The 22356-nt window shown below is 61.9% G+C and carries 29 protein-coding genes; 10 read left to right on the plus strand and 19 right to left on the minus strand.

The genetic code is table 11. The features are described 5' to 3' along the window. The first annotated feature begins 9 nt into the window (after nt 1–9). Together DKK67_RS14665 and DKK67_RS14670 are read left to right on the plus strand one after the other, a co-directional pair. Nucleotides 10–588 carry a MarR family winged helix-turn-helix transcriptional regulator gene (locus tag DKK67_RS14665; RefSeq protein WP_228160650.1) on the plus strand — a complete coding sequence of 193 codons (579 nt, stop codon included), beginning with the start codon at nt 10–12 and terminating at the stop codon, nt 586–588. After that, nucleotides 581–1327 carry a siderophore-interacting protein gene (locus DKK67_RS14670; RefSeq protein WP_111497235.1) on the plus strand — a complete coding sequence of 249 codons (747 nt, stop codon included), beginning with the start codon at nt 581–583 and terminating at the stop codon, nt 1325–1327. The genes DKK67_RS14665 and DKK67_RS14670 overlap by 8 nt, the downstream gene beginning before the upstream one ends. A gap of 26 nt (nt 1328–1353) precedes the next feature. On the opposite strand, the gene DKK67_RS14675 is transcribed toward DKK67_RS14670, so the two are convergent. Then, nucleotides 1354–1926, minus strand: coding sequence for a phosphoribosyltransferase (locus DKK67_RS14675; protein ID WP_111497236.1), 573 nt, complete (start codon nt 1924–1926; stop codon nt 1354–1356). Nucleotides 1927–2015: 89 nt separating this feature from the next. Between DKK67_RS14675 and DKK67_RS14680 the strand changes: the two genes are divergently transcribed. Next, nucleotides 2016–2627, plus strand: a complete 612-nt coding sequence (locus tag DKK67_RS14680; RefSeq protein WP_111497237.1) for a phosphoribosyltransferase — start codon at nt 2016–2018, stop codon at nt 2625–2627. Between the two features lie 44 nt (nt 2628–2671). Here the strand turns inward: DKK67_RS14680 and DKK67_RS14685 are convergent, their stop codons facing one another. Further along, nucleotides 2672–3079: a rhodanese-like domain-containing protein gene (locus tag DKK67_RS14685; protein WP_111497238.1), complete on the minus strand. Its 408-nt coding sequence runs from the start codon at nt 3077–3079 to the stop codon at nt 2672–2674. A gap of 195 nt (nt 3080–3274) precedes the next feature. Here DKK67_RS14685 and DKK67_RS14690 point away from each other — a divergent pair, with 195 nt between their 5' ends. Beyond that, nucleotides 3275–3688 carry a MarR family winged helix-turn-helix transcriptional regulator gene (locus DKK67_RS14690; protein WP_111497239.1) on the plus strand — a complete coding sequence of 138 codons (414 nt, stop codon included), beginning with the start codon at nt 3275–3277 and terminating at the stop codon, nt 3686–3688. Nucleotides 3689–3734: 46 nt separating this feature from the next. Further along, nucleotides 3735–4616 carry an alpha/beta hydrolase family protein gene (locus tag DKK67_RS14695; RefSeq protein ID WP_111497240.1) on the plus strand — a complete coding sequence of 294 codons (882 nt, stop codon included), beginning with the start codon at nt 3735–3737 and terminating at the stop codon, nt 4614–4616. Nucleotides 4617–4665: 49 nt separating this feature from the next. On the opposite strand, the gene DKK67_RS14700 is transcribed toward DKK67_RS14695, so the two are convergent. After that, nucleotides 4666–4968 (minus strand): antibiotic biosynthesis monooxygenase, encoded by a 303-nt coding sequence (locus DKK67_RS14700; protein WP_111497241.1) that lies wholly within the window; start codon nt 4966–4968, stop codon nt 4666–4668. Between the two features lie 294 nt (nt 4969–5262). Here DKK67_RS14700 and DKK67_RS14705 point away from each other — a divergent pair, with 294 nt between their 5' ends. Further along, nucleotides 5263–5571, plus strand: coding sequence for a hypothetical protein (locus DKK67_RS14705; RefSeq protein ID WP_111497242.1), 309 nt, complete (start codon nt 5263–5265; stop codon nt 5569–5571). Between the two features lie 61 nt (nt 5572–5632). Here the strand turns inward: DKK67_RS14705 and DKK67_RS14710 are convergent, their stop codons facing one another. The 8 genes from DKK67_RS14710 to DKK67_RS14745 form a co-directional block, all read right to left on the minus strand. Continuing rightward, nucleotides 5633–6064, minus strand: coding sequence for a GNAT family N-acetyltransferase (locus DKK67_RS14710; protein WP_111497243.1), 432 nt, complete (start codon nt 6062–6064; stop codon nt 5633–5635). 25 nt (nt 6065–6089) lie between these two features. Further along, complete coding sequence (locus DKK67_RS14715) at nt 6090–6455, minus strand: VOC family protein (RefSeq protein WP_111497244.1); 366 nt, start codon at nt 6453–6455, stop codon at nt 6090–6092. Between the two features lie 61 nt (nt 6456–6516). After that, complete coding sequence (locus DKK67_RS14720; RefSeq protein ID WP_111497245.1) at nt 6517–7917, minus strand: ABC transporter ATP-binding protein; 1401 nt, start codon at nt 7915–7917, stop codon at nt 6517–6519. Continuing rightward, complete coding sequence (locus DKK67_RS14725; protein WP_228160651.1) at nt 7914–8798, minus strand: ABC transporter permease; 885 nt, start codon at nt 8796–8798, stop codon at nt 7914–7916. Before DKK67_RS14725 ends, DKK67_RS14720 begins: the two co-directional genes overlap by 4 nt. Next, nucleotides 8795–9733: an ABC transporter permease gene (locus DKK67_RS14730; RefSeq protein WP_111497247.1), complete on the minus strand. Its 939-nt coding sequence runs from the start codon at nt 9731–9733 to the stop codon at nt 8795–8797. The genes DKK67_RS14725 and DKK67_RS14730 overlap by 4 nt, the downstream gene beginning before the upstream one ends. Beyond that, nucleotides 9730–11286, minus strand: coding sequence for an ABC transporter substrate-binding protein (locus tag DKK67_RS14735; RefSeq protein WP_204355832.1), 1557 nt, complete (start codon nt 11284–11286; stop codon nt 9730–9732). The genes DKK67_RS14730 and DKK67_RS14735 overlap by 4 nt, the downstream gene beginning before the upstream one ends. Nucleotides 11287–11547: 261 nt before the next feature. After that, a complete protein-coding gene (locus DKK67_RS14740) occupies nt 11548–13116 on the minus strand; it encodes a phospholipase D family protein (protein ID WP_228160652.1) in 1569 nt (522 codons plus the stop codon). A 128-nt stretch (nt 13117–13244) separates the two neighbouring features. Further along, complete coding sequence (locus tag DKK67_RS14745; protein ID WP_111497249.1) at nt 13245–13964, minus strand: ArsR/SmtB family transcription factor; 720 nt, start codon at nt 13962–13964, stop codon at nt 13245–13247. Between the two features lie 80 nt (nt 13965–14044). On the opposite strand from DKK67_RS14745, the gene DKK67_RS14750 reads away from it, so the two are divergent. Both DKK67_RS14750 and DKK67_RS14755 read left to right on the plus strand, forming a co-directional pair. After that, nucleotides 14045–14392: an NIPSNAP family protein gene (locus DKK67_RS14750; RefSeq protein ID WP_111497250.1), complete on the plus strand. Its 348-nt coding sequence runs from the start codon at nt 14045–14047 to the stop codon at nt 14390–14392. Beyond that, nucleotides 14389–14739, plus strand: coding sequence for an antibiotic biosynthesis monooxygenase family protein (locus tag DKK67_RS14755; protein WP_111497251.1), 351 nt, complete (start codon nt 14389–14391; stop codon nt 14737–14739). Before DKK67_RS14750 ends, DKK67_RS14755 begins: the two co-directional genes overlap by 4 nt. 49 nt (nt 14740–14788) lie before the next feature. Here DKK67_RS14755 and DKK67_RS14760 read toward each other — a convergent pair whose 3' ends face one another. After that, the gene (locus DKK67_RS14760; RefSeq protein ID WP_111497252.1) at nt 14789–15754 is read right to left on the minus strand and encodes a calcium/sodium antiporter; all 966 of its coding nucleotides are present in this window, start codon (nt 15752–15754) and stop codon (nt 14789–14791) included. Between the two features lie 111 nt (nt 15755–15865). Here DKK67_RS14760 and DKK67_RS14765 point away from each other — a divergent pair, with 111 nt between their 5' ends. Together DKK67_RS14765 and DKK67_RS14770 are read left to right on the plus strand one after the other, a co-directional pair. After that, nucleotides 15866–16543, plus strand: coding sequence for a nucleotidyltransferase domain-containing protein (locus DKK67_RS14765; RefSeq protein ID WP_228160653.1), 678 nt, complete (start codon nt 15866–15868; stop codon nt 16541–16543). Continuing rightward, entirely contained in the window at nt 16521–16949 is a 429-nt protein-coding gene (locus tag DKK67_RS14770) for a hypothetical protein (RefSeq protein ID WP_165857225.1), read from the plus strand. The genes DKK67_RS14765 and DKK67_RS14770 overlap by 23 nt, the downstream gene beginning before the upstream one ends. 65 nt (nt 16950–17014) lie before the next feature. Here the strand turns inward: DKK67_RS14770 and DKK67_RS14775 are convergent, their stop codons facing one another. The 7 genes from DKK67_RS14775 to DKK67_RS14795 form a co-directional block, all read right to left on the minus strand. Continuing rightward, the gene (locus DKK67_RS14775) at nt 17015–17755 is read right to left on the minus strand and encodes an NUDIX hydrolase (RefSeq protein WP_111497253.1); all 741 of its coding nucleotides are present in this window, start codon (nt 17753–17755) and stop codon (nt 17015–17017) included. A 140-nt stretch (nt 17756–17895) separates the two neighbouring features. After that, nucleotides 17896–18684, minus strand: coding sequence for a DUF2071 domain-containing protein (locus tag DKK67_RS14780; RefSeq protein WP_228160654.1), 789 nt, complete (start codon nt 18682–18684; stop codon nt 17896–17898). 455 nt (nt 18685–19139) lie between these two features. Continuing rightward, a complete protein-coding gene (locus tag DKK67_RS21625; protein ID WP_162628849.1) occupies nt 19140–19808 on the minus strand; it encodes a hypothetical protein in 669 nt (222 codons plus the stop codon). Nucleotides 19809–19852: 44 nt separating this feature from the next. Beyond that, entirely contained in the window at nt 19853–20353 is a 501-nt protein-coding gene (locus tag DKK67_RS21630) for a hypothetical protein (RefSeq protein ID WP_162628850.1), read from the minus strand. A 97-nt stretch (nt 20354–20450) separates the two neighbouring features. After that, complete coding sequence (locus tag DKK67_RS14785; protein ID WP_111497285.1) at nt 20451–20903, minus strand: DUF7832 domain-containing protein; 453 nt, start codon at nt 20901–20903, stop codon at nt 20451–20453. A 96-nt stretch (nt 20904–20999) separates the two neighbouring features. Further along, the gene (locus DKK67_RS14790) at nt 21000–21281 is read right to left on the minus strand and encodes a DUF7660 family protein (protein WP_111497255.1); all 282 of its coding nucleotides are present in this window, start codon (nt 21279–21281) and stop codon (nt 21000–21002) included. A gap of 93 nt (nt 21282–21374) precedes the next feature. Continuing rightward, the gene (locus tag DKK67_RS14795; RefSeq protein ID WP_111497256.1) at nt 21375–22214 is read right to left on the minus strand and encodes a hypothetical protein; all 840 of its coding nucleotides are present in this window, start codon (nt 22212–22214) and stop codon (nt 21375–21377) included. Between the last annotated feature and the right edge of the window lie 142 nt (nt 22215–22356).

Genomic DNA, 22356 nt, shown 5'->3' on the forward strand with positions numbered 1-22356 from the left:
CGTCACTGATTGACACTGTCAACCATCATCATTATCGTTGACAGTATCAACCACATGGAGACGCCGATGTCCCTGACCTCGATCAGCGAGCCCATGCATCGCCTGATGCACGGGTTCAAGTCGGAAATGCGCCGCGCCGTCCAGGACGCGGACCTGCCGTTGCCGATGACTCACATCCGGGTGCTCAAAGTGATCTGGAAAAACCCGGACTGTACCGCCCAGGTCATTGCCCAGCGTATGCTCCGCGACAAGGCCCAGATCACCCGCGTCCTGAAGGAGCTGCTGGCCGAGGAGCTGATCCGCAAGGACGCTCACCCGGAAGACGGCCGCAGCCAGCTGCTGCGCCCGACCACTCGCGGCGAAGCCATTATTGCCCGGCTCCACGCCCTGGAAATCCAGACGACCGAAAAGATGACCCGTGATCTGGACCCGGCCGACATCGACGCCTTCGTTCACCTCGCCAACACCATGGCAGACAACCTGGCCACGATCGGTGCAGGCGCGAGTGACGGTGACCCTAATGATGAGAGAGACGATGACAGCGACACCGGCCCCGAATCCGTAAAAGGAGACCCGATTCATGCCTAAACCGGCACCGCGCGAACTTGAAGTCATCCGCACCACGCCCGTCACCCCGCACATGCTGCGGGTCACGCTGGGCGGCGACAACATGGCCCAGTTCCCCACCGACCAGGCCAGCGCCTACATCAAGCTGGTGTTTCCCCGAGGGGAAGGTCAACGCCCCATGATGCGCACCTACACTATCCGCCATCAGCGCGCTGACGAAATCGACGTGGACTTCATGGTCCACGACACCGAAGGCCCCGCCTCAAGCTGGGCGCAAGCCGCCCAACCCGGCGACCGCATCCTGATCGGCGGCCCGGGCGCCCGCAAGCTGGTCGATCCGGAAGCGGACTGGTTCCTGTTGGCCGGCGACATGACCGCGCTGCCGGCGATGAGCGTCAACCTCGAACTGATGCCCGCCGATGCCCGTGGCTACGCGGTGATCGAAGTGGTGGACGAGGCCGACATCCAGGAACTGGACCATCCCGAAAACGTCGAGCTGCACTGGGTGGTCAATCCCACGCCGGATGCCGATGGCCAGACGCTGCTGAACCGCGTGCGCCAACTGGCGTGGCTGGACGGCGAGCCGTCGGTCTGGGCCGCCTGCGAGTTCACCAGCATGCGCAACCTGCGCAAGCACTTCAAACAGGAAAAAGAGGTGGGGCGCCGGAGCCTGTACGTCTCCAGCTACTGGAAAATTGGCGTCAGCGAAGACGAGCACAAACTCGCCAAGAGCCGGGACGCCGAAACCGCGGGCGCATGACGCTCTGCGCCTGAGAGCGCGCGCGCCTACTCCGCAGCCGGCAGGTGCGGTGCCAGGATTTCGTACAGTTCGGGCCGGTTGCGGGCGATCTCGTCCGCCGACAGGCCTTCCAGGGAGTGCGGGTACTTGAGCCAGGCGTCGGTCTCATGGACAACATACTGCGGCGCCCAGCCCACCTCGTTGCGATCGGGCTTGTAGTAGGGCACCGCGACGCGGATATCGTGGGGCGTGTTGAGGCGCGCCCGCTGGCGCAACTCGGCGATGATCGCCTCCACCGAGCGGCCGGTGTCGAACACGTCGTCGACAATCAGCAACGAGTCTTCGTGGGTGACGTGCTTGACCAGGTAGTTCAGGCCGTGCACGCGCACCGTCTTACTCTGCTGGTCGATGCCGTGGTAGGACGAGGTGCGAATGGCGATGTGGTCGGTTTCCACACCGTGGAAATCGAGGAACTCCTGCACCGCGATGCCAATCGGCGCGCCGCCGCGCCAGACCGCAATCATGAACGTCGGGCGGAAGCCGGAATTGAGGATCTGGGCCCCCAGCCGAAAGGAATCCTCCAGCAAGCCCTGCGCGCTGATGTATTGTTTGTCTGCCATGGCACCGTTACTGTTTAGTGAAGATCGCCATGATCCCATCAAACGGATCGCTCCGGCAAACCCGACACGCCTGTGGATAACCCGATACCATGACTGACAACAACACCGCCTCGAACCGCCCCGAACGCCCCCGCCGCTTCCTGCAGGAGTCGGCGCTGATCGAGGACGCCTTCCGACTCGGGGTCAAGGTGTTCGAGAGCGGCTTCCGGCCCAACTTCATCGTCGGCCTGTGGCGCGGCGGCAGCGCCATCGGCATCTACGTGCAGGAGTGCCTGCAGACACTTGGGGTGGAGACCGATCACATTGCCCTGCGCACGTCCTACCGCGGCATGCACGATTACGACGCCATGGTGTCCGCGCCGGAAGAGAACATCCGCGTCCACGGCACTCACTATCTGCTGGACAACCTCAACCGCGACGACCGCCTGTTGATTGTCGACGACGTCTTCAGCACCGGCTATAGCATCGCCGCCGTGCTACAGCGCCTGGAAGGGCAGCTCAAGCGCAACATGCCCACCGACACCCGCATCGCCACCCTGTACCAGCGCCCCAGCGCCGGACGCATCGGCCGGGAACCGGACTTCTGCCTGCACCAGTCCGAAGACTGGCTGGTATTTCCCTACGAGATGAACGGACTGAGTCGGGACGAGATCGATGCCCACAAGCCGTTCCTGGGGGAGATCCTCGACAGCGTGAAGTGACCTTCGGCGCGCGCCCACCACGCCATTCGTCCGCGACATCGCCGCTACGCCCGGGATGATCGCGAATACGCCGCCACCGGCAACCCGGCGGCCTTCCACGCCGCGAAGCCGCCGTCGATATGACACACCGGCGCCAGCCCCATGTCCTGCAGCGTGGCGGTGGCCAGGCTGGAGCGCCAGCCGGACTGGCAGAACAGCACGAACGTCTTGCCCGAGCCGAACACCGGTTTGAAATAGGGGCTGTCCGGGTCCACCCAGAACTCCAGCATGCCGCGCGGGGCGTGGAGGGCGTCGGGGATGCGGCCTTCCCGCTGCAGCTCGCGCACGTCGCGGATGTCGACGAACACGGTGTCCGCATCCGCCAGCCGCTCGGCGGCCTCCGCAAGCGTCAGGGTGCGGATGCGCGCCTGGGCATCGTCCACCAGTTGCCGGTAACCGCGGGTCAGGGCCATGGTCTCGCTCTCCTGTTTGCGTAACCGTCCTGCCTTCCAGCGTAGTCCCTTTTCCCGGATCGTCGTCATTCCCGGCGCTCTCCATGCCCAGCCCTTTCCATTCGCTGTCCCTCGCCATGCCCGTAGTCATGGGCTTGCCATTTAGTCCACATGTGGATTATTTTATTTCACATACGGAATAAATTGAGATTGCCCATGGATCAACGCCTGTTCTACCTGCTCAACATGGCCCGCCAGCGGGTCTACAACGTCGCCGACCAGCGGACCGAGTCGGCCCTGGGCATTTCCGTCACCCAACTGGGCGCGCTGTTCCTGATCGGGGAAAACGAAGGCTGCCTACTCAAGGAGGTTGCCCACGGCCTGCACCTGAACAACTCGGCCCTGACCGGGCTGACCGGCCGCATGGCGCAGAACGGCCTGATCGAGCGGCGCCCCTGCGAGCAGGACAAACGCGCCACCCGGCTGTACCTGACGGAACTCGGCCGCAGCCGGATCGACGCCGCCCGGCCGCTGGTCCGCCAGTTCAACGACGCCCTGAGCGACGGTTTCAGCGACGCGGAAATGCAGGTCATCCTGCGCTTCCTGAATCGACTGGTGAACGAGTTCTGAGCGGGCTGAAACAACCCACAACCACACGAACAGCGAGGGACACCCGATGAGCGCCCACACCCAGATGCCACAACCGGGCGAACGCCTGGAGATGCGACTCGAGACCGGCGACAACCGGCACATCACGCTGCGCCTGTTCGAGGCGCCGCACCCGCGCGCCGTGGTCATCGTCGCCGGCGCCATGGGCGTGGGCCAACACTGCTACGAGAAGTTCGCCCGCTTCCTGCAGGCCAACGGCGCGACCGCGATCACCTTTGACTATTTCGGCACCGGCGCCTCGCTGGATGGGCACCTGCGGGACTGTCCCACGGACATCATCGACTGGGGCCGATTCGACGCTCACGCCCTGATCGAATTCGCCCGGGCGCGCTATCCGGACGCCGACCTGCGCTGGGTCGGGCACAGTGTCGGCGGCCAGCTGCTGGGCATGACACCCAACATCAACCAGCTGGAACGGGCCGTGACGGTCGCCTGCGGCAGCGGCTACTGGCGTGAGAACTCACCGCCGACGAAGCGGGTGGCCTGGCTGCTCTGGTACGGCCTGGGGCCGGCGCTGGTCGCAACGTTGGGGTATTTCCCGGGTACCCGTCTGAACATGGTGGGGGATCTGCCGCCCAACGTGATGCGCCAGTGGCGCCGCTGGTGCCTGAATCCGGATTACGCGGTGGGGGCCGAAGGGGCGGCCATGGCGGATCAATTCGCGGGCGTCCGTGTGCCCATCACGGGTGTGGCGTTTACCGACGACGAGATGATGTCCCGGCGCAACGTGGAATCCTTACACGGGTTCTTTCGCGGCACCGCCGTCGACCTGCAACACATTGCGCCGCAGGCTGTCGGCGAACAACGCATCGGTCACCTGGGCTGGTTCCGCGAGCGTTACCGCGATGCCCTTTGGCAAGGCGTGCTGCTGCCACCATTGCTGGGCTAGGGCGACTCAGGAACGCACAGCGGCGATCCAGGGCTCGATCAGAGGTTTCTTACAGCACCACGTTGTGGTGTTGCACCCAGTGCTCGAAACGGCACATCAGCGCCTGGACCTCGCCCGGCACCACGGCTTCAAGGAAGTGGTCGCCGGCGAACGTCTTCACGTCGGCCAGCGAGTCGAACCAGAAGATGGTGGTGAATTCCACTTCGCGGCCGGCATCCTGGCGCAGCAGATTGGTGCCTTTCAGGCCGGTCACGCCGTCAGTCACCCGGGGCAGCACCGTATCCCGGAACAGCCTCTCGTAGCGGTCGGCGTTGGCATGGCTCGTCCAGCCTCTCCAGAATCGTGCGATCATCGGATGTCCCTCTCTGCGGCCGGCGGCCATGTCCTGATTGCGTCAGTTTCGAACGCGAAACCATAGCGAAATGTCATGAACAACCGCAATCGTCGACATGAGCCAAGCGATGTACCGAACGGAGCGTCCGTTATTTGATCGCGGCCATCCAGGTGATGCTTTTGTGATCAAATCATGATCAACCTTTAATATCTGCCGCGCAATCCCCGCCGTTGCCCGCTGTCCAATACTCATCGCTCCGGAAGCGCATTCCCGTCGGGAGCGACACCCCTGGCAACGATGGAGGATCCAGTCATGAAGCGATACGCAACCCGGTCACTGCTGGGCTCCGGCCTGCTGATGTTCACGGCGGGCCTGGCCCTGGCGGAGGACAGGGCCGACCCGGGTAACGAAACCCGCACCGAGCCGCACGCCTACACAGCGCCGGCCGAGATCGAAGTCATCCACGACACGATGGGCGACACCGCCGCCGGCCCGGCCAGCCGGGAAACCCGTCTGGAACCCGACGTAACGGTCGTGGTGACATCACAGCACGACTTTCCCGAGGATGTGGACACCGCGTACGCGCGGAAGCGCTACCTGTTCGACTCGAATCAGATCTAGCCGCTGCTCCGGCCCGCGCCGAATCCCGGCGTGGGCCCTTCCTGGCCGCCGCCCACATGGCTCACGAGTTGTCGCTGCCACCGTTGATAAACGAATACAGCGCCACATCATCACGCCGCTGCCAGCCCAGACGGCTCCAGAAAGCCTGGCCGCGCTCGTTGTCCTGCAGGATCATGACATGGGACTTGAGGATGCCCTCGCGTTTCAGTGCGGCCAGGCAATCCGCCACCAGCCGAGTGGCGATGCCCTGACGGCGATACGCTTCCGACACCGCCAGATGCTGGATGTACCCGCGCTTGCCATCGTGGCCGGCCATGACGGTGCCGACGATGCGGTCCCCGTCCAGTGCCACGATGCTGAGCCCGGGATTGCGCCGGAGGTAACGGCCGATGCCGTCACGCGAGTCCGCATCGCGCAGCCGCACGCCGGCCATTTCCTGCCAGAGCCGGAGGGCACCGTCGTAGTCGTCGAGGGTCATGGGTCGATAGTGCATGGCGCGTCCCTGTACAGCCGATGGATCAGAGGTTCTGGGCAACCCGCCAGAGCACGCCGCTGGGGTCGGACACGACGAAATCGAGCATGCCCCAGGGCTGTTCGGTCACGTCGCCCACCGTGACGCCATAGCGGCCGGCGAGATCGCTGTCTCCGACCCCCTGGCGCCAGGCCTGCACGTCTTCCACCAGCAGGTGCATCATCAGGTTTTCCGCCAGCGCCCGATCGTAGAAGTCCTGGAGCAGGAAGCTGCACTCGCCCACATGGAAGTAGGCGACGCCGCCGGTATCCGACGCCATGGTGAACCCGAAATCCGTGTAGAAGCGCTTGGACAGCTCGAAGTCCCGGGCCGGGACGAAAGCCTTGATCTCGACCGCTTTCAGATCGCTCATGACGTTCCCCTGTCGTTGGCCGGGCTGCAGGCCCGGAAACGTCCGATTCTGAACGATCCGGCTAAAAGCGCAACACGCGATGGCAGACCCTGTCCACCACATCGGCATCGTGACTGACCAGCAGCACCGCGCAGTCGTGCTCGCGGGCCAGTTCACACAGCAGCTCGATGATCTCCTTCGAGGTGATCGGGTCGAGGCGGGATACCGGCTCGTCGGCGAACAGGAACACCGGGTCCAGCAGCATGGCGCGGGCGATGGCCAGGCGCTGCAACTCACCGCCGGACACTTCGGACGCGGGGCGCTGCAGCAGTTCCGGTCGCAGGCGCAGGCGTTCCATCAGCGGCGGCAGGCGACTGGCATCGAGCCGGTGCAGGGCGATCAGGTCGTCGAACAGCACGCCCAGGGGCACGCCGGGTGCGAACGCGGCGGGCGGGTCCTGGAACAGCTTCTGGTAGCGGTGGGCGGCGATGCCCGGCACCCGCAGCACCTCACCGGCATCCGGCGGGAGCAGGCCCAGCAGGGTGTCGCCCAGGGTGCTCTTGCCGCAGCCGCTGTCGCCGACAACGCCCACGACGTCACCGGCGCGCACGTCCAGGTCCAGCCCCTCGAACAGCTGCCGGCCGCCACGCTGCCTGGACAGCCCCCGGGCGCGGATAACCGGTTCGCCGGCGGCCCGATCGCCCGCCGGCGGGGCCGACTCCGGCCAGTGTCGAGGCGATGCCGCCATCAGCTCACGGGCGTAGTCCGATTGCGGCGCACGCAACACCGCGTCCGCGTCGCCGGTCTCCACCACCTGCCCCTGACGCATGACGATCATCCGCCCGCCCAGTTGCCGGGCCACGTCGATGTCGTGAGTGATGGTCAGCACCGCACCACCGCTGTCGGCGTGCTCGTTGAGTAGGGCCGCCAGGTTGTCGCGCTGGGTGGCGTCCAATCCCTTGGTGGGCTCGTCCGCCAGCAGCAGCCGGGCCCCGCCGGCGGTGGCGGCGCAGAAGGCGACCCGCTGGGCCATGCCGCCGGACAGTTCGAACGGGTACTTGGCGCCATCGTCGGCCAGGCCCACACCGGCCAGATCCTTGTCCGCCAGCGCTGCGGCGGCTTCCTCGGCCTCGCCGGCGACGCATTCGTGTACCTCTGCCACTTGCTGGCGGCCACGCATCAGCGGGTCCAGCGAATGCCAGGGTTCCTGGGGCAGCATGGTCAGGGTGCGGCCCCAGAGTCGGTGCAGAGCCCTGGCGCTCAGGCCGGACAGGTCCTGGCCGTCCACCGTGACCCGCCCGCTCTGGCGCAAGGCGGACGGCAGCAGCCCCATAATGGCCTGGGCCAGCACGCTCTTGCCGGCGCCGGTCTCGCCAAGAATGGTCAGGCGCTCGCCGGGATGCAGCTGCAGGGACAGGTCGTCCACCAGCACCGCGTCGGCGGCGCGCACGGTCAGGTTCTCTAGCTCGAACAGCGCGGTCATCGACGGGCCCTCCCGGCCAGCAGGTTGAAGGCGAAGATCATCAGGAAGACGGCCAGCACCGGCTGGGCCAATACCCAGGGCGCGTCACTGTAGTAGGGGAACAGCTCCACCATCATCAGGCCCAGTTCCGCCGTCGGTGGTTGCAGGCCGACGTAGACGAAGCCCACCGCCGCCAACGCCAGGATCGAGTTGGCCGCGCCGAACGCCGCCAGGGTCAGCACCGGCGTGACGATGGCCGGCCACACGTGGCGCTTGAAGCAATACAGCGTGCCAAAGCCGAGCATGCGCGACGCCTGCATCTGGGGCGAGGCCACCGCCGTGCGGGTCACCGCCCGCACCACCCGGAAATACTCCACCCAGAGCACCAGCGAGATGGCCACGTAGAGCATGGTCAGCGATCCCGGCGCCAGCGCCGCCATCAGCAGGATCAGCACCAGCCCCGGCAGCGCCAGCAGGATGTTGACGAAGAAGGACACCAGGCGATCCGCCGCGCCCTGGCGCCAACCCGCCAGCACGCCGAGGCCCACGCCCACCAGCGCGGAGGACAGGGTACACAGCAGCCCCAGGAACATGGAGATCCGCACCGCCTCGCCCATGCGCGCCAACATGCTGCGGCCGAACTGGTCGGTGCCCAGCGGTTCGCCCCAACTGGGGGCGGCGAAGGTGTTGTCCAGGTTCTGCAACGCCGGGTCAGCCGGGTGCAGCAGTGCCTCCAGCAAGGCGAACAGGATCAGCGCGCCAATCATGAGGGCGCCGGTTTTCTGGCCGGTGGCCAGGTGGGCCCACACACGGCGCACGGACGTCCGGCTGCCATTCGAGGCCAGGCGGGCCCCGCTCATGGTTGAACCCGTCTCGCTCACGGCGTCTTGCGCTCCATTCATGCCTGTGCCCTCCCGCGCGGATCAATAACGTAGCAGGCGATGTCGATCACCAGGTTCAGCCCCACGAAGATGAGCCCCATGGCCAGCGCGGCGCCCTGGATCATGGGGACATCCCGGGAAAAGATGGCGTGGGCCAGGCCGTGGCCGATGCCGGGCCAGGAGAACAGGGACTCGATCATCACGATGCCCTCGATCAGGCTGACCAGCTGGATGCCCATGAACGCGATCACCGGCACCGCCATATTGCGCAGGCCATGGCGGGCAAAGGTCTGGCCATAGCTCAGGCCCTTGACCCGCGCGAAGCGGAAAAACGCGGAATGGATCACGTCGAAGGCGCTGTGACGCACCACGCGGTTGGACACCGCCGCCAGGGCGAGTGCCAGCGCCACCGCCGGCAATACCACGAAGCGCAGGTCGTAGAAGCCTGCCACCGGCAGCAGCTTCAGCTCCAGGGCGAACACCAGCAGCAGGATCAGGCCGATGACGAACACCGGCTGCGCCCGCAGGATGGTGGAGGCGAACAGCGCCAGCCGGTCGAACCAGCCGTGGGCGCGGACCGCCGAGTAAATGCCCACCGGCAGCGCCAGCAGGGCCGCCAGCACCAGGGCGACGAACGCCAGGAACAGGCTGTGGCCCAGGAAATGGCCCACCTCGTGCGCCACCGGCAGGCCGCTGACCAGGGAGTCCCCCAGATTGAAGTGCAGCAGATCCCGCAGCCACTCCAGGTAGAGCTCCCAGGCCGAGCGGTCCAGCCCCAGTTCCTCGCTGACCGCCCGGGCGGCGGCTGAGTCCACGTTGTCGTAGCCGTAGCGGCCGGCGGCGATGCGGAAGGCCATGTCGCTGGACATCATCCGCATCATCAGAAAGCTGACAGTACCCACGGCCCAGGCCACGAAGGCCGCCTGCCCGAGCCGTTTGAGCAGAATCGCGATCATTGTTCCTGGAACCTCATCTCGGACAGACGGTAATTGCGCTCGTAGGGATCGAAACTGAAGTCGAGCACCCGGTCGGACACCGCGGTTTGCTGGGTGTAGTAGGCCAGGGGAATCACCGGCATCTCGGCGGCGAGAATGGCGGACACCCGCTGGGCGTCCCGGCGATAGACCGCCGGATCGGTGGTGGCCTGCATGGCCTTCAGCAACGCCGGCACGTCATCGTTGTGCCAGCCCATGGCACCCCATTCGCCGCTGCCGCCGTCGCCGTAATCGGCGAGGAATACACCGAGGGGATCGGCTATGTTGCCGTAGTTACGGGCCACCACCGCCGTCTCCAGGCTGCCGTCCAGATGCTTGCGCGGAATCGCACTGGCATTGACCACCTGGACCGACAGATCGATGCCCACGTCCCGCCACTGGGCCTGCACCACCGTGGCAATCACCATCAGCTCCGGCCGGTCGGCGTAGGTGATCATCTCCAGCTCGAAGCGCTCGCCGTCGCGCTGCAGGATGCCGTCGTCGCCGGGCGTCCATCCCAGCCCCGTCAGCAGTTGCCGCGCCTGTTCCGGATCGTGCGCCAGCTCGGGCAGGTCGTCCCGGTGCCAGTCGGCCATCGCCGGGGGCGCCAGCTGGTTGGCCTGGGAGTCCGGCACGCGCATCACCTGGCGCACCAGACTGGCGCGGTCCAGCGCCAGGCTCATCGCCCGCCGGGCGTCGCGCTCGGCCATGAACGGGTGGCTGGCGTTGAGCTTGATCTGGATGGTGCGCGGAATGGTGTCGGAGTGAACAGCCACGTCTTCGTGCCGGGTGAGCAGGTCGAGGCTGGCCGGGTCCAGGGTGTAGATAATGTCGGTCTGACCCGCCATCACCTGCAGCGCCCGGCTCTCGGCGCGGTGGCCGGTGAGGTAGGCGGCGCTCTCGATGTGGGCCGGCTCGCCCCAGTAGTCGTCGAAGCGCTCAACTACCAGGCTGTGGGGCGGCTCGAAGGATCGGATCTGGTAGGGCCCGGTGCCGTACATCCAGTCCACCTGACCCTCACCGTGGAAGGACGCCGGAGACAGGATCGCGGCGGAGAAATGCGCCAGCACGGCCGGAAGCAGCGCGTAGGGGCGGGCGAGCGTGACGGTCACCGTGCTCGGGCCCGCTTCCTCGATTCCTTCGATGGGCGCCTTGGCGATCACGCCGGGCTTGAGACGCGCCATGCGCAGGGCGTTGACCACGGCGGCGGCGTCCATCGGCGTACCGTCATGGAAGCGCACCCCATCGCGCAGCGTGAGGGTCCAGGTCAGGCCGTCGTCACTGGCGTGCCAGTCCGTGGCGAGGCCCGGCAGGAAGTTGCCCTGGTCGTCCACATCGAGCAGGGTTTCCGCCACCTGCATGCGGGTGTAGACGTAGCCATCCCGGGACGGATCCTGGCTGGTGAATTCGAAGGGCCCGCCCAGGGTGAGCTGGTCCGGGTCCTGGTTGGGGGAACAGCCGGCCAGCAGGCAGAGGCCGATCATCCCCAACAGGCAGCGCCAAAACGGCCTATCCGTAGCAAATCGTCCAGACATCGATGTGTGAGGCTCCATCCGACAGAAAACAGGCGACGGATGTTATAACATATCAACATCAAGCAGCAAGATGATAACGATAACCGATTTCATCAAGCGGGCGCATTAGCCGACGGCTTTCAGCATCGCCACGGGCAGTAGGGAGGCAGGAGTCGGATGAAAGAGCGGAGTGTATCGGCGATCGATGGACATCCTGCCTGGATTCGCGAACAAGGCGAGTTCAACGCCGCATGATCGGGAGCAGCGTCTTCGCCTCCCCGCCTACAACAACCCCTCAATCGGCAACAGCGAGAAAAACCCCACGCTGAACCGCTTGAACCAGCCGGTGCCGGGCTCGGTGTCCCAGCGTTCGGTGCCATCGTCGGTTTCGCTGGTCCAGTAGAGGTCGCCGTCGTCGTCCAGGCGGACGCGGTAGGCCAGCTTGGGCACGGTTTCATCGAACGTCGCGACCAGCTGGCGGGCCAGGTTGGGGCTTTCGATCAAAAAGCCCAGCTCGGTATTCAGGTCATTGGAGCGCGGGTCGAAGTTGTAGGAGCCCACAAATACCCAGTTGCCGTCCACTTCGAAGGTCTTGGCATGCAGGCTCGTGGCCGAAGCGCCCACGGAGTCGATGGTCCTGGCCATCTCGGCGTGCTCGGGCAACGGTTTCATCTCGTACAGTTCGATGCCCGCTTCCAGCAGATCCTCCCGGTAGCGCGCATAGCCCGAGTGGACAATGGCGACGTCGGTCGCGCTGAGAGAGTTGGTCAGCACCCGCACCCGGATACCGCGTTCGGTCATGCGGCGCAGCGCGGCAACACCGGTCTCGGTCGGTATGAAATAGGGCGATACCAGGTTGAACTGCCGATTTACGGGCCCGATCGTCTCCGACAACTGGCTCGACAGCAGGCCGTCCTCTTCCACGTAGCCCAACCCTTTGCCCGGCGCATCGCTGAAGACGCGCGTCCGGGCCCACTCCAGTTGAAGATCACTCTCCCGGACCTCTTGCACGAAATCGGAGCGTTCGACGGCGCGCAGATAGTCCCGGGCCCGCTCAGTCTGGCGCACCCCTCGTATGGCGTCATCCAGATGGTCGCGATCCACTTGCGACGCTGCGCCGAGGATCAGTTCGGCCGGGTAAGACGAGGCACTGCCCCAGTAACGGTCGAAATCCGAGGACACTTCCGAAACCACCTCCCCCGCGACCATCACATCCAGGTCGCTGAACAGCACGTCCTCGGTGGCGCCGAAGTACTCGTCGCCCACGTTGCGCCCGCCGACCACCGAGATCAGGTTATCGGCGGTAAAAGACTTGTTGTGCATGCGCCGGTTCAGCCGCGAGAAGTCGGACACGAACCCCATCCAGCGGGCCGAGCGCACCACGAACGGATTGAACAGGCGCAGATCCAGATTGGGGTGGGCATCAGCGGCGCGCAGCAGCGGGTCCATACCCGCCGTATTCATGTCGTCCAGCAGCAGCCGCACGCGCACCCCACGATCCGCCGCCTGGATCAGGGCATCCAGCAGGAGCAGCCCGGTGGTGTCCGCCCGCCAGATGTAGTACTGCACGTCCAGCGTCCGATCCGCCATTTGCGCCATCAACACGCGAGTGGCAAACGCCTCCCGGGCGTTGGGCAGAGGATGGATGCCCGCAAGCCCCGGATGCGCCGCCAGCGGCTCGCTCGCGCTGCGACCGATGCGCGTCTCCCGCGCCTGGTCCTGCGGCAGCGCCCACGACGGCTCGCGGTTTTCCAGCGACGGCAGGGCCGCGCAGCCGATCACCAGCACGAGCGCCAATAACAGGACGGCCAGCAGCCCAACGGGACGGGGCAGTCGCTTGAGCAGGGGCATGATGGCCTCCTTTGCATCACCGCATCGCCCGGACCGCGTACGGGTCCGCGACACGGCGCGGTCTGCACTTCCGGGCACCCAATAACGGTTATAGCTCCGCAGCGGCGATGGCGAAACCGGTATCCGACTCAGCGCACACAGCGGATGGGCGGCTCGGGTTCGCGATCTTCCCCGCCCATCAGGTTCCGCAGGGAACGCTCCCCGGAATCGCTGAAGACAATCACCCGGGAGTTTTCCAGGCGGCGCGCCCAGCCCAGGGCTTCGATCCGGTCGAGGAAGGCCGCGCCCAGCGCACCGGCCAGATGATCCCGACGCGCGCTCCAGTCCAGACAGGCGCGACAGAAGGTGCGTTTTGTGCGGGCCAACGCGTCGGTGTCGATCCCCAGTTGCCGGAACCACAACTGGCCGTGATCGGTCAGACGAAGCCCGCCACGTCCCTCCCGCAGCACACCATTCTCCAGCATGCCGTGGAAGGCATAGACGCCCATCTCGCCGGCCAGGTGGTCGTAACAGATGCGCGCCTTGCGCAGGGCGTGATCCCGGGGGCCGGTCCGCGGACGCTGGTCCTCGGCGATGGCCGTCATGCCCATCAGGGATTCCAGCAACTGCGCCACATCCGCACCCGCCAGCCGATAGTAGCGATGCCGTCCCTGGTGGACGACGTGGAGCAGGCCGGCCCCAAGCAGCTTGGCCAGGTGCGAGCTCATGGTCTGGCGGGTCACGCCGGCGTTGTCGGCCAGTTCGGTGGCGGTCAGCGCACAGCCTGACATCAACGTGGAAAGCGCCGCGGCCCGGGCGTTGTCACCGATCAGTGCCGCGACACGGACGATGTTCGGTCCCTCAGCCATGGTTCGATCCGGGTCGAATCGTCAGGCGGTGGTCGGGTGCTAGCGTCGTCATTGTCCAATACCTCACAGGGAAACGGTCCATGAGTATCACTTGTATCATCCGCTATGAAATCGATCCGTTCCAGAGCGACGCCTTCCGGCAATATGCCGCAAACTGGGGACAGATCATTCCCCGCTGCGGTGGCCACCTGGTGGGCTACTTCCTGCCGCACGAAGGCACCAACAACGTCGCCTGGGGCCTGATCGCCTTTGCCAGTCTGGCCGACTACGAAACCTACCGGCGACGCCTGAAAACGGACGAGGCAGGCCGCGCCAACTTCACCCTCGCCCAGGAACAGCGTTTCATCCTGAAGGAGGAACGTACGTTTGTGGAGACGGTCGACAGCACCCTGGGCGTGGCGGCCCACCCGCAAGGAGACGCCCCATGATTGCCGTAATCTTTGAAGTGGAACCCCACGCCGGGCACCGGCAGGCCTACCTCGACACCGCCGCCGCCCTGCGCGCCCACCTGGAAACCATCGACGGATTCCTGTCGATCGAGCGCTTCGAAAGCCTGACCCAGCCGGGCAAGCTACTGTCGCTCTCCTTCTGGCGGGACGAAGCCGCCATCCGGCAGTGGCGGCAACTCGATGTGCACCGTGGCGCGCAGCACAAGGGTCGCCAAAGCTACTTCGCCGATTATCGGCTGCGGGTGGCCGGGGTGATCCGGGACTACGGCATGCACGACCGCGCCCAGGCGCCGGAAGACTCGCAGCAGGTGCATCCGGCCCGGTAGGCGGACGCCGGCGAGCCGACGAAGCCAGCCACGCTTCAGTGAGTGTCCGCTAGAACGCCGTGGTAATGAGGTAGGCGGTGTAGGCGCCGTACGCGACCATCAGCACCGCCCCTTCGAACCGGTTGATCCGCCCCGGGCCGCGGAACCCGTAGCCGATCACGAACAGCGACAGGGTAAGGGCGGACATCACCATGATGTCGCGCCAGAACACCTCCGGCCCGACGCTCATAGGCTGGATCACGCCGGCCAGCCCCACCACCGCCAGCGTATTGAACAGGTTCGAGCCCAGCACGTTGCCCAGCGCCAGGTCGTGCTCGCCCTTGCGGGTGGCGATCACGGACGAGGCCAGCTCGGGCAGCGACGTGCCCACGGCGACAATCGTCAAACCGATGATCAGGTCACTGACGCCGAAGCCGCTGGCGATCTCCACCGCGCCCCACACCAGGATGCGGGAGCTGACGATCAGCAGCACCAGGCCCACCACCAGCCAGGTCAGCGAGCGGTTGAGCGGCATGGGACGGGCATCCAGTTCCTGCGCCATCTCGCCGCCCAGCGGATCGGCCTTCTGACGCATACCCTGAACGATCGTCCAGCCCATCAGGCCGGCGAACACCACCAGCAGGACGATGGCTTCAAACCGCGTCACGCGGCCGTCCCAGAGCTGCCAGGCGGCGAGGGCGGTGACAAGCGCCAGTAGCGGCAGCTCCTTGCGCAGGATCTGCGAATGCACCGCAATCGGCGCGATGACCGCCGTCAGGCCCAGGATCAGGGCGATGTTGGTGATGTTGGAGCCGTAAGCGTTGCCCAGGGCGATGCCCGGATTGCCCTGACTGGCCGCCAGCACCGACACCACCATCTCCGGCGCCGAGGTGCCAAAGCCCACCACCACCATGCCGATCAGCAAGGGCGGCATCCCGAAATGGCGGGCACTGGCGGCAGCCCCGTCGACAAAGCGGTCGGCACTCCAGACCAGCAGGGCCAATCCGGCGATTACGGCAATGAAAGCGAGCGTCATGGATCGATTCCGGTTATGCGATGTAAAGCAGAGAGCGTTGGGCTGGGGTCATTATAGACACGGCATTGGCTAACTCATGACAGGAATGGCGAAAGAAACGGTGGTGTTTTGATGGATACCCAATATGGGTATAAAATTACCCATATTGGGTATAACAGGTTTATGACGATGCCAACACATGACACCCGGTCTTCGAGAACGAGCCTGGCGGATGCCTTGTTTTCGAAAACCCGCCAAAAAATGCTGCGCCTTTTTTTTGCCAGCCAGGGAAAGGGCTTCTCCATTGCCGAGCTGATCGACCAGGCGAATGCCGGGTCCGGTGCGGTCCAACGGGAATTGGAGCGCCTCGTCGATAGCGGGCTCGTCAGGGCCAGAACGCTGGGGCGTCAGAAACGCTACCAGGCCAACGTGAACTCACCCATCTATTCGGAATTATCGTCACTGGTTGGCAAGATACTGGGGCCAGAACAGCACATTGCAGACGCTCTCCAATCGATTGCCGACCAAATCAGCCTCGCGCTGATCTATGGCTCGGTGGCGCGCAAGACAGACCACGCCGACAGCGACATCGACCTCATGCTCGTCTCGGACTCGCTGACCCTGGAAGACGTTTTCGCAGCTGTGGAGCCGGTTGAATCCGCCCTTGGCCGTCCCATCAATCCCACGCTCTACAAGCACGAAGAGTTTGATAAGCGCAGGACGAGCAACAATCCGTTTCTGACGAAGGTCCTGGATGGACCCTATATACTGTTGAAAGGAAGCATCGATGAATACAGAAGCACTGGATAACCTTGTCAGAACCGGCAAGCTTCACCATGAAGCGGCCGATTCAGGCGAGGTCCAAGGATTGATCCAGTCTGGCAGCACCCGGCTGAAAGACGCCAACCTGTCATCTCTAAGCCTGGAAAGCCGCTTTGACCTGTCATACAACGCGGCCCACGCCTTATCCCTGGCGGCGTTGCGCCATTTGGGTTATCGGTCGGATAATCGATACCTCGTATTTCAATGTCTGCAGCACACACTCAATCTCGCGGCTACCAAGTGGCGCGTCGTCGACCAGGCCCATCGGAAGCGCAACCTTGCGGAGTACGAAGGTATCATCGATGTTGACGAGGCAACCGTGGCCAGCCTGTTGGCCGTTGCCGAAGAGATCCGACTGGCCGTGATTGAGCTAACGCAACACGATCAAACCTGATACCCAAAATGGGCAAAATCTTACCCATTTTGGGTAGACAGGAAGCCTCCCCCCAACACCAACACTCACTCGCCATCGGCAAAGAACGTCTCGTGCTTGCGGAACGGCCCGGTATTGTGGCTCGGCTCGAACGGCTTGAGCCCGTCCGCCTGGCTCAGTTGCGCCACCATCTGGCGGTTGAAGGGGGAATGGGTGGGGTCGGCGATGTAGGTGTGCCAGTCGACCCAGCGGGCCTCGGCGATCTCGTCCGTGTCCTGAATATCGATTGTTTCAGACGTCGGCGCCAGCCGGCACACGAAATAGAGATTCGACTTGCCGAAGCGGAAGGGATGGCGCGTGGTGAAGCCGACGATGGACTGGAAGTCGGCCTCCACACCGGTTTCTTCCCAGACTTCCCGCACCACCGCTTCCTCGATGCGCTCCCCCAGCTCCACGTGGCCGCCCGGCAGCTTGAAGCCGGTCATGCCCTGTTCCCGGATCACCAGGATCTGACCCGCTCCGTTTGTCACGATCGCGCCGGCGCCGATGGTGTGGGTGGGGATGAAGGGCACGAACTCGGTCGTGGGCGCCTTCAGGATCAGGGTCAGCTCGTCTTCCTGGCAGTTGTGGAACACAAAGCCCAGATCCGTAGCCATCGCCACAAGGTGCGACTGGCGAATCGACAGGGTCAGCCAGACGATGTTCTTGGCCTCGCGGCGGGCGAACGTGACGATGTCCTGAAGCGATTGATGAAAAGCGCCGGCGTCCTCCGGGATGACGTCCGTTTGGATGATAACGCCGTTGAACGGGTCCAGTTCGAACTGCAAAGCGGTACCTTTTGTTGGATAAAACGGCTGAAACAAGCGAGCCCACCTGAGCCCGGGGCAATCGCTTCATCACGTGTTTATGGAGAGATTAACAGGGCATCTGCCGAGTTTCGCGCTCAAGACAATGTCTTCGCCCTAACCTACGCAAGAACCTTGGGCGGCAGGTAAATCGTAAACTCGTTGACCGGTTCGATCAGAACGCTGTGCGGCTGCTGTTGTTCGTCATGGGTCACCAGTTCCTCGCGGGACAGGAGCCCGAAATCCGCCGACAACAGTCGGCCCGACTGGACGTTCAAGCGGTCGTGCCAGACCCGGTAGGTCCCCAGTTTGCCGTCCCGGCGATGATAGAAACCGGCCAGCGGGTGAGTGAGATACACCAGCCCGGATTCGGTGTCGGGAAAACCCTCGAGCTGAAAGGCGTCGCCCTTCTCCTGGGTGAGCCGGACGCTCGCCGGTGCCCACTGAGCTTCCGTCGTCATCTCATAGCGCCGGTACAGACCGTCCCTGTCATCGAACTCGCAATCGAAACGGACGCGCCCGTCGTACCACGGCAGGTTCCACGCATGACGCGGCACCATCAGCGTCCAGGAGTCCAGCGTCGTCCCCAGGAACCAGACGCAGCGTTCGCCCGTTTCCGTATCGATGATGTAGATCCGGTAGTTGGTTTGCCCCATGGTGAACTTGGGGAACGGATAAACCGCGGAGGTGAAATCCACGTCGATAAACGGAACGACCGACAGAAGCGCTTTGGGCCGGCCGTCGATGTCGACCGTATCCAACTGGAACCGATCCGGGATCAGACGGGAAAAGCGGGCCGGGTCAACAGCGTAAGTGATGATCGCGAAGTGCTGCAGCTTGCAGAGAACATCCATCCCGGATGGCTGCGGGCGATCGTGGAGAACGTCCGAGAATGTGAGCTTCTGACGCACAAAATATCCCTTCCCTGTGCTGTATGGCATCCGTTATGTCGGACTTGCGTTTATCGACCGTCTTGTCCCAAGACCGGCGTTCTCATGACCACACCGCATCCCGCTGGAGGTCGCTCTCAAGCGTTTATCAGCCACTCTCTAATAGAGGCCAATTGATCACGGCCTTGCGCGATCAAGTAGTCTCGCAGCGCCAACAGGTAATCCGATTCCCGCACTGTCAAATCTCGGCTCTCACTAGACAGTCTCATGCCGCATCAAAATTTCCGACCAACAATCTTTGCGTTGAGAATGCCTCTTTTGAGTTTTCGGAAACGACCGCTGAGCCAATTGATAGCTCTATTTTATTTCTATAGATCTTTAAATTTACTTCCATCTTGGCTCAACTACTCAGTTATAGCGGTGAACTTTGGGGCTGGCGGTGTCCTGCAGCGTCAGCGAATTGTTATCCGTTACACCTACTCCAACCACCCCTTTGACCTGAGTGATTCTGCAAACTCTTTGTCTTCTTTCGCCGACTTCCCGGATGAAGGTAAGACAACAACAGTGTCACCCAGGCCCGATTCTAACAAATCTTCCGCGACGACTGCCCAGACACCATACTCCTGTAGCTTTCCAGTGGAACCAGTCGCAGAATCACGCGAAAGCACGTAATGTAATTCGGGGTTCCTAATTACTTTATCTGACGGCACGCCCAACAGAGCTTGGAATGTAGAAAACCTCGCCTCTGAAATGTCTAGCGCCCAATCAATATCTTCATAAAAGGCCTTTGCATCATTCAAAAAGGCTTCATCAACACACGGATTACCAGGGTCAAGTCGCCAATTGAAGTGTATTCCTGAGATTTTTCCTTTAATCGTCACACGCGAATACAGACAGGACCATAAGTAGGTGGGGACTCCCTTTCCGCCGGTAATACTTTCGAAAGTTGAGTTTCGAATTTCAGCACCATGGACAAAGCAAGCCCAGTGCCTACATTTTCTTAATTCAATATTCGAAACCTTAAACCGTTGGCCAGGACCTTTAGGAACCGGTATCGAAGAATTGTGGATAGTCGCGTCAATCAGCGATTCACCATCAATACCCTTCTGACCTTTTGCGGGGTATAGCGAGAAACTGCTTTCCATAGCTTCCTTATTTTTCCATGTCGCCAATATTCAGCGGCGTCTGGTTAGGCACCGGCTCCTATTTGAACCAATACGCTCTCATCGCCACCAACCTGAACTTGGAGCGACCCATCTGGGTTTTCGTAAACTTCGCCGGCTATCAAAGACAAGAACGAACCTGCCACAACTAGATTGATGCGTTCAATATCGCCCGCGAAATCTCTAAACACTTGCACAGAATCAATTGAGCCACTTGGTAATTCTGTGAGCGATCGTGCTCGAAAAATTCCCTCATGGTGGGCTCGAAAACCTGAGCTACTGGGCAGGCGGGTCAACATCAGGCCCCAGTTATCGTTATTTTGATAAGTGGAGATCTCAAGCTGTTCATCTAACTCCAGCCGTGCATGCAGTACTAAAAATTGCAAAAACGGAACTGAAGGTTCCATGAAGCTTGGGAGGCCATCTGGCCCGCATTCTCGAAGCGCTATTTCAACGCCATGCCAGTCAACAACACGAAGGCCGACGAGCTTCTGAAATTCTGCGACTTGCGTTGCTACAAACGACATGGTGTCCCTGCTGCCTAGCGCTGAAATAAGCGACAGCCCGAAAGGGGCGTCCGGTGGAGGCCGAAGCCCGGAACGAACTTGATTGATTGGTTATGTTTCACCAAAACTTCCACCACGGCTTTGTGTTCTTTACTTGGGCCTCCGTGAGTATGCCGCTCTTGCGCCGCGCCTCAATCATCTTGGAGAAAGCAGCAAAATCATGCGCCTCTTCGTTCGCTACATACATCAAATTCCCAAAGTTTTTGGCGTAGTCATTCAGATAGAGACCATCATCTCCATAGTACTCTGACGCATACTGATTTCCTTCTTCGTTAAAGTCTTCGTCGGTCAGCTTGCCGTCACAATACTTAAAGAAGAATTCTGTAGCCGATAGCTCGCCGGAAACGACTTTTGCGACATTCTCTGGCTCTTCTTCAACATGAAGCTCTCCCACCCACCCTTGAGCAAAGCACCACTTCATAAAGAGAGCGATATGTACTCCGCCGTATTCTTCCGGTGAGTCGGCCGGAAAATCTCCCCCGTAATGCCAACTAGCATCATCGTATTTCATGCCGTGCCCCTTGAAAAATAACGCCGCCAACAGCGGCCGAGCGTAGCAAGGTCCAGCCCCGAAGGAGTGATGCTGCTTCGCCTTGTTAAATGTTGGCTATTCATAGATTTTCCCGCAGTATAAAAACACTGCGAACTGCTTCCATTTGTTGTCGGCTAGCTCTCCACGTTGCCTCAAACCAAAATTAGAGACTTCAGCCCAAGCAACAGCAGACTCTAAAAAATCCGCGATAGTGTTGTTGGCCCAGCCTTCAGTAAAGCACGCTTCATCTGTTGGCTTTCCTTCATGCGGAACTCTGTCTGCAATAAGGACTTTGACGAAAGCAAGAAATGACTCTTCGTCTTTTACTTCCTCAAGAACTTCATGGACTTCCTTCATAGCTCTCTTAGGCATTTAACGCAAAGCGCACCGGTGACCTTTACGCCGCTTCGCTCTGTAAAGGTCATCCGCGTGACGCGTATTGTTATGATATTAAGCGGGAACTAATTTATACGCCCTACCGATATCTCTGATAACTTCCAACCCTTTTGGGAGTAATTTTCCCGACCGATCAGATAATTGGTAGGAGGAAAGCCCCGTTATAGCACCGCCATTGATGATATTCTTTTCTACAAGCTCGCTGAATTTCCGGATCAACAATCCGTCATCGTCACTAACTACACTAGTAGGAGTAATGTGCCGCGTAGCTTCCTTAAGTATTTCGTAGCGTCCAGGAGTGATTCCATATTCGTTGACGATAGAGTCGCAGTGATCTTGTTCATTAGCACCATCAACAGTGACTAAATCAAAATGCTGAACACCAAATAACTCACCATTGCAGCGCGCATAAGTTACGGCATTTACTAGCAGATCTATCCAGCCACAATCCAGCTTCATAGTGTCTCCTGCACTGATCGACACGCTGACATTGCCATTCGAGACGCCTAGATTTTGATCATCCGCAGGAGGGCTAAACTCTATATCTTCAGGTAACTCCCCTTCGTGGATAAGCTCACACCGATAGTATTTGTAGAGAATATAAGCAACATCGAGCTGTCTACCTTTAAAGTTAACGCTGATACCGCTATTGCCAACATCTGGCCCTCCGAAATCGCCAAAGAGAATCTTTCTTATCCGGCCGCCCAGAAACAAGGTGAATGCTTCGCGATCCCCCATCTCTTTTTGGGGATCTTCGTGAGACTTAGTTTTGCCCTTGGGAAAGGTTTTTCTGGACGATGCAGCAACAGCAAGCATTAAATTGGTCAAAGCGCCTAGATGCCTTTCGTTCTCTGCTAAAAACGTCGCGTCGTCGACTTGCTGCTTAATAGTCATCTCACTTCCCCTTCATAGACATTATGACTCCCCACAAAGGGGCTGCCCCCGCGCTCGAGGGTTAGCCGAAGCCAGAGCCATAATTTACGTGTTCACATGCGTAAAATCGGGGGGCAGCACCATGAAAAAACATAGCACACGC

It is taken from the genome of Marinobacter bohaiensis, from assembly GCF_003258515.1.
In the GTDB taxonomy this organism is placed as follows: Bacteria; Pseudomonadota; Gammaproteobacteria; order Pseudomonadales; family Oleiphilaceae; genus Marinobacter_A; species Marinobacter_A bohaiensis.

Excerpts from the sequence above, each read along its gene's own strand:
- DKK67_RS14670 (WP_111497235.1), top strand. The coding sequence starts at position 581 with ATGCCTAAACCGGCACCGCGCGAACTTGAAGTCATCCGCACCACGCCC.
- DKK67_RS14675 (WP_111497236.1), bottom strand. The coding sequence starts at position 1,926 with ATGGCAGACAAACAATACATCAGCGCGCAGGGCTTGCTGGAGGATTCC.
- DKK67_RS14680 (WP_111497237.1), top strand. The coding sequence starts at position 2,016 with ATGACTGACAACAACACCGCCTCGAACCGCCCCGAACGCCCCCGCCGC.
- DKK67_RS14685 (WP_111497238.1), bottom strand. The coding sequence starts at position 3,079 with ATGGCCCTGACCCGCGGTTACCGGCAACTGGTGGACGATGCCCAGGCG.
- DKK67_RS14690 (WP_111497239.1), top strand. The coding sequence starts at position 3,275 with ATGGATCAACGCCTGTTCTACCTGCTCAACATGGCCCGCCAGCGGGTC.
- DKK67_RS14695 (WP_111497240.1), top strand. The coding sequence starts at position 3,735 with ATGAGCGCCCACACCCAGATGCCACAACCGGGCGAACGCCTGGAGATG.
- DKK67_RS14700 (WP_111497241.1), bottom strand. The coding sequence starts at position 4,968 with ATGATCGCACGATTCTGGAGAGGCTGGACGAGCCATGCCAACGCCGAC.
- DKK67_RS14705 (WP_111497242.1), top strand. The coding sequence starts at position 5,263 with ATGAAGCGATACGCAACCCGGTCACTGCTGGGCTCCGGCCTGCTGATG.
- DKK67_RS14710 (WP_111497243.1), bottom strand. The coding sequence starts at position 6,064 with ATGCACTATCGACCCATGACCCTCGACGACTACGACGGTGCCCTCCGG.
- DKK67_RS14715 (WP_111497244.1), bottom strand. The coding sequence starts at position 6,455 with ATGAGCGATCTGAAAGCGGTCGAGATCAAGGCTTTCGTCCCGGCCCGG.
- DKK67_RS14720 (WP_111497245.1), bottom strand. The coding sequence starts at position 7,917 with ATGACCGCGCTGTTCGAGCTAGAGAACCTGACCGTGCGCGCCGCCGAC.
- DKK67_RS14725 (WP_228160651.1), bottom strand. The coding sequence starts at position 8,798 with ATGAATGGAGCGCAAGACGCCGTGAGCGAGACGGGTTCAACCATGAGC.
- DKK67_RS14730 (WP_111497247.1), bottom strand. The coding sequence starts at position 9,733 with ATGATCGCGATTCTGCTCAAACGGCTCGGGCAGGCGGCCTTCGTGGCC.
- DKK67_RS14735 (WP_204355832.1), bottom strand. The coding sequence starts at position 11,286 with ATGTCTGGACGATTTGCTACGGATAGGCCGTTTTGGCGCTGCCTGTTG.
- DKK67_RS14740 (WP_228160652.1), bottom strand. The coding sequence starts at position 13,116 with ATGCCCCTGCTCAAGCGACTGCCCCGTCCCGTTGGGCTGCTGGCCGTC.
- DKK67_RS14745 (WP_111497249.1), bottom strand. The coding sequence starts at position 13,964 with ATGGCTGAGGGACCGAACATCGTCCGTGTCGCGGCACTGATCGGTGAC.
- DKK67_RS14750 (WP_111497250.1), top strand. The coding sequence starts at position 14,045 with ATGAGTATCACTTGTATCATCCGCTATGAAATCGATCCGTTCCAGAGC.
- DKK67_RS14755 (WP_111497251.1), top strand. The coding sequence starts at position 14,389 with ATGATTGCCGTAATCTTTGAAGTGGAACCCCACGCCGGGCACCGGCAG.
- DKK67_RS14760 (WP_111497252.1), bottom strand. The coding sequence starts at position 15,754 with ATGACGCTCGCTTTCATTGCCGTAATCGCCGGATTGGCCCTGCTGGTC.
- DKK67_RS14765 (WP_228160653.1), top strand. The coding sequence starts at position 15,866 with ATGGATACCCAATATGGGTATAAAATTACCCATATTGGGTATAACAGG.
- DKK67_RS14770 (WP_165857225.1), top strand. The coding sequence starts at position 16,521 with ATGAATACAGAAGCACTGGATAACCTTGTCAGAACCGGCAAGCTTCAC.
- DKK67_RS21625 (WP_162628849.1), bottom strand. The coding sequence starts at position 19,808 with ATGGAAAGCAGTTTCTCGCTATACCCCGCAAAAGGTCAGAAGGGTATT.
- DKK67_RS21630 (WP_162628850.1), bottom strand. The coding sequence starts at position 20,353 with ATGTCGTTTGTAGCAACGCAAGTCGCAGAATTTCAGAAGCTCGTCGGC.
- DKK67_RS14785 (WP_111497285.1), bottom strand. The coding sequence starts at position 20,903 with ATGAAATACGATGATGCTAGTTGGCATTACGGGGGAGATTTTCCGGCC.
- DKK67_RS14790 (WP_111497255.1), bottom strand. The coding sequence starts at position 21,281 with ATGAAGGAAGTCCATGAAGTTCTTGAGGAAGTAAAAGACGAAGAGTCA.
- DKK67_RS14795 (WP_111497256.1), bottom strand. The coding sequence starts at position 22,214 with ATGACTATTAAGCAGCAAGTCGACGACGCGACGTTTTTAGCAGAGAAC.